The 5,405-nt window shown below is 38.9% G+C and carries 3 protein-coding genes; 1 reads left to right on the forward strand and 2 read right to left on the reverse strand.

Annotated elements, in window-relative coordinates; genetic code table 11:
- Window positions 1–3,649: pectate lyase-like adhesive domain-containing protein (locus ACYQ21_RS14590; RefSeq protein ID WP_460059315.1), on the reverse strand; the 3,649-nt coding region annotated here is incomplete at its 3' end.
- Window positions 3,650–4,216: 567 nt separating this feature from the next.
- On the reverse strand, window positions 4,217–4,363 hold the full coding sequence (locus tag ACYQ21_RS14595) for an LPXTG cell wall anchor domain-containing protein (protein WP_460059319.1): 147 nt from the start codon (window positions 4,361–4,363) through the stop codon (window positions 4,217–4,219).
- Between ACYQ21_RS14595 and ACYQ21_RS14600 the strand changes: the two genes are divergently transcribed.
- Window positions 4,338–5,405, forward strand: a 1,068-nt coding sequence (locus tag ACYQ21_RS14600) for a hypothetical protein (RefSeq protein WP_460059317.1), incomplete at its 3' end; no start/stop codon positions are given. The genes ACYQ21_RS14595 and ACYQ21_RS14600 overlap by 26 nt on opposite strands.

Raw genomic sequence — 5,405 nt, forward strand, 5'->3', positions numbered from 1 at the left:
ATTCACTTAACGACAGAGATTCGCTCAAGGATAATGATTCACTTAACGACAGAGATTCGCTCAATGACAATGACTCACTCAACGATAGAGACTCGCTCAACGACAGTGATTCACTTAGTGAAAGTGACTCACTTAACGATAATGACTCACTCAATGACAATGATTCACTTAACGACAGAGATTCGCTCAACGATAATGACTCACTCAAGGAAAGTGATTCACTTAGTGACAGTGACTCACTCAAAGATAGAGATTCACTTAACGATAATGACTCACTCAAGGAAAGTGACTCGCTCAATGACAATGATTCACTTAACGACAGAGATTCGCTCAACGATAATGACTCACTCAACGAAAGTGATTCACTCAAGGATAGAGATTCACTTAACGATAATGACTCACTCAAGGATAGAGATTCACTCAAAGATAGTGACTCGCTCAGCGATAATGATTCACTCAATGACAATGACTCACTCAACGATAGAGATTCGCTTAGTGACAGTGACTCACTCAACGATAGAGATTCACTTAACGATAAGGATTCACTCAATGACAATGACTCACTTAACGACAGTGACTCGCTTAACGATAATGATTCACTTAGTGACAGTGATTCACTTAATGATAATGACTCACTCAATGAAAGTGACTCGCTTAACGATAATGATTCACTTAATGACAGAGATTCGCTTAACGACAGTGATTCACTTAATGATAATGATTCACTTAATGATAATGATTCACTTAATGATAATGATTCACTTAATGATAATGATTCACTTAATGATAATGATTCACTCAACGAAAGTGACTCGCTTAATGACAGAGATTCGCTTAACGACAGTGACTCGCTCAAGGATAATGATTCACTTAGTGAAAGTGACTCGCTCAAGGACAGAGATTCACTCAAGGATAATGATTCACTTAGTGAAAGTGATTCACTTAATGACAGTGACTCGCTTAACGATAGTGATTCACTCAAGGACAACGATTCACTTAACGATAATGATTCACTTAGTGAAAGTGACTCGCTCAATGACAATGACTCGCTCAACGATTTCGATTCACTTTCCGAAACGCTAATTGAAAGAGATTCGCTTGCAGAAAGTGATTCGCTAAGAGACAAGGACTGACTCAAAGATAGCGACTCGCTCAGTGATAGAGATTCACTCAAAGATAGCGACTCGCTCAGTGATAGAGATTCACTCAAAGATAGCGACTCGCTCAGTGATAGAGATTCACTCAAGGACAGCGACTCGCTCAATGAGAGTGACTCGCTCAAGGATAGTGACTCGCTCAAGGATAGAGATTCACTCAACGATAAAGAATTGCTCAAAGACAAAGATTCACTCAAGGATAGAGATTGACTAGGACTATAAACATAGATCGTATTGTTAGAAACGGTTGTTGTATCAGTCACGACAGTCTGCGTTGCTTGCGTCAGACCAGCCAATATCGGATCGTTTGGTGAAATATAAACATAATCTGTTGGCACGTTTGTTGCTGTATAAAGCGGACTTGTCCAGTCAATGGTGTTACCAATGTTAGCAGGCACATTAGCCGTCCCCGCTAGCTCAGTTCCCGTCGTTTTATCAGTAAGAACTGGCAACCCTGTCATGACATCAACGTAAGTATAGCTGATATTTGGATTGGCTTCACCGTACACATAGATATTGTAGGTATAGCTATCCCCTACCTTCGGTACAATGGCAAAGTTAGCCTGACCTCTTGCATCTCCATTATCTTGTGTATTTGTCGGGTCACCACCAGACTGATGATCGCTTAAGGCAGAGGGGGCAACTTGAGCACCCAGCGCCCATTTATAGCCTGCTGGCATATTATCCTCAGCAAACTCTTTGGTCGCAAGATCTAGAGACTGACCGATGAAATAATTATTTTTGTCAGAAACATCTTTATTCATCGTTTTAAGCGTTACACCATTTTGATCAACGTAATTAACCGTAATAGTACCGATGTCCATCGCATCAGTCTGCAACTCACGAGTTCCCGAATTCCCTGATGCGATGACGCGACTGCCTAGCGATGGTGTAGTTGTCTCATTAGCCGCATTATCACCAGAAATCTTCATCGAACCAACTACTGCTATATTATTAGGGGTATTAGGTGAGCTGTTACTACCATTCCAGACAGAGATAGTCGAGTTATTCATAGTAAATGAACCACTACCTCTAAATAAGTTACCTGTCTGTACTGAACCATCTTCCCGTAATTTTGCTAAATGAAGTGATCTGGGTGAGATAAAGGTCAGACTTGATTTAGCATCCTCTACATTCACCAACTGATTACCAGTATTAGAAGCACCAGTACCATTTCTTTGCTGAACATCTAAAACTGTCCCAGCATTAAAGACAACTTTATCCCCATCTTGCGTAAAATGAAGTGAGTGATTCCCAACAGTACGTGTTGCGATATAAGTCAAGCTTTGACCAAATGTCATCGTCGAGACATTATCAGCATCTTGTGTACTTACGGCACGTATGAAACCATCTTGCTTCCAGACAACATTATCTCCTATCTCCATCGTTCTGAAATTTTCATAGACTACTGGATAGTCGTTACCTGTTTCTTTTGGAGATTCCATGAAAGTCAGGTTGGCACCATCACCAACTATAAAGCCTCGACCGACTCCTGTGTAGCCGACAGTTGTCGAATTGCCCCTAAACCAAAAAGCAGAATGTCCAGAACTATTTCTAGCAGTAGGACGTTCGAAATTTAATGTCGTGCCATTAGAGATTTCTACCTTACCAATCTCTGCTAACTCATCATACACTCTGACAAAAATATTTCCTGAAAGTGTCAACTTCCCTTCATGCGCTTTTAACAAATGTTGGGCATAATCACCATCAGAAGTACTATTTGCCTTTGATGCAGGTTCTCTCAAGTCAATATTATGGAAATCAAAATTCCAATACTGACCGTTATTGTCAGCACTTATAAAACCATTACCACCCGTTAAAGAATAACCAGTATAACAGACTAATTTAATATCAATTAACGAAAGAGTCGATTTTGAAGTAGCACTAGCCCCTTTCGTTCCTAGATGATATTGATTCATCGCTAAGGTATAACCCGGCGCACCATCCCCACCACCATCGATGATCAGATTACCATTTGTACGACTGATATTACTTGTTCCAGTAATATCACCTGTCAGTTTGATATAAGTCACACTGCTATTCGTATAAGCTGCTTGGAACTCAGCCCATGTCGAAACCTCTCGGAGGGTGTTATTAGCAGTCGCTGTATCGAAAAGCTGTTGTTGGTTTGCAACCTGATATGGCAGTGGTACATTAACAGATGTAGCGGTTACTGCTGGCTGAGTTAAAGCATCTTCAAAATCTTGGCGCAATGCTGCATCTGATGTATCGGTGGCAACTGAATTATCTCCGATTCCTCTCGTCGCTCTCGGTAGGAGAGTTGCCTGTGTTGGCGGGATGGTCGCATTGGTTTCGTTTGCTAAAACGGTTCCATTTTCAGCTGCAACCGCCATACCTGCGATAGCGCCACCACCGCCGATTACACTGACAGTAGACATGGCCGCATACAACCAACGTTTTTTACTTTTATACATCCGATAACGAACTTTCGGTTCTGATGTTATCGGACGCTTCTTATTTTTTTTATTCAATTTAGAATTTTCCTTTACACAATATGGATAATTAGCAATTTTTAAAATATCCTACAAAGGTGGCCCTCTTGACTCAAGTGATTCAGTAAGAGGTTCTAAGGTCGGTGACCAGACCACTACTTCTCTTACTGTTGTGATTTCTATTAGCATAGTTATTTTTGGCTCTTTCTTAAAACTATTTCAGTATAAAATTATTTCAGTTCCTTATTTCTAGTTTAAAATATAAATAACGAAAGATTCATTAGTTTAATTCTACCATTTTAAATTGTTTTATTCAAACAAAAACCATATAATTTCCGTTTTTTATATCATTTATTGCAAGCATAAAATATTATGTAAAATTACTTGACTAACTGTTTAACTTCGCTCAACTATTTGGAAGCTACTCGGGTAAACAAACAACGTATAGCTTATGATTTGAGAAACCTTAAACAACTAAAAAAAACAAGCAACTGAGCAAACAGTTACTTACTTTTTAGGGGAAGAACTTTCCCACACGATTTGCTAAAGAGTCGATGATTTTAGATAGTTTATTTGTTGCAACTATCTAATAACTATTTAAATATCTTAATCTTCTTCTTTCCGACGTTTTCTTCTTAAAAGAGCTGCGCCAATAGCGCCAAAGAAAGCTGAACTGCCAGCACCCAGAGCCAAAGTATCATTTCCATCACCAGTGTATGGGAGACGATTGCCAGTTATCGGTAAGGTTGGCACATTTGCCAATGACTCACTCAATGAAAGTGATTCGCTTAACGATAGTGATTCACTCAAAGATAATGACTCACTCAACGATAATGATTCGCTTAACGATAATGATTCACTCAATGACAATGACTCACTCAATGAAAGTGATTCGCTTAACGATAGTGATTCACTCAAAGATAATGACTCACTCAACGATAATGATTCACTCAACGATAATGATTCACTCAACGATAATGATTCACTCAATGACAATGACTCACTCAATGAAAGTGATTCGCTTAACGATAGTGATTCACTCAAAGATAATGACTCACTCAACGATAATGATTCACTCAACGATAATGATTCACTTAGTGAAAGTGAATCGCTCAATGACAGAGATTCACTCAACGATAATGATTCACTTAACGATAGAGATTCACTTAACGATAATGATTCACTCAACGATAGAGACTCGCTCAACGATAATGATTCACTCAACGATAGAGACTCGCTCAACGATAATGATTCACTCAATGACAATGACTCACTCAATGAAAGTGATTCGCTTAACGATAGTGATTCACTCAAAGATAATGACTCACTCAACGATAATGATTCACTCAACGATAATGACTCACTCAATGAAAGTGATTCGCTTAACGATAGTGATTCACTCAAAGATAATGATTCACTCAATGACAATGACTCACTCAATGACAATGACTCACTCAATGAAAGCGATTCGCTCAACGATAATGATTCACTCAACGATAATGATTCACTCAACGATAATGATTCACTCAACGATAATGATTCACTCAATGACAATGACTCACTCAATGAAAGTGATTCGCTTAACGATAGTGATTCACTCAAAGATAATGACTCACTCAACGATAATGATTCACTCAACGATAATGATTCACTCAACGATATTCACTCAACGATAATGATTCACTCAATGACAATGACTCACTCAATGAAAGTGATTCGCTTAACGATAGTGATTCACTCAAAGATAATGACTCACTCAACGATAATGATTCACTCAACGATAATGATTCACTCA

It is taken from the genome of Pseudolactococcus yaeyamensis, from assembly GCF_054658615.1.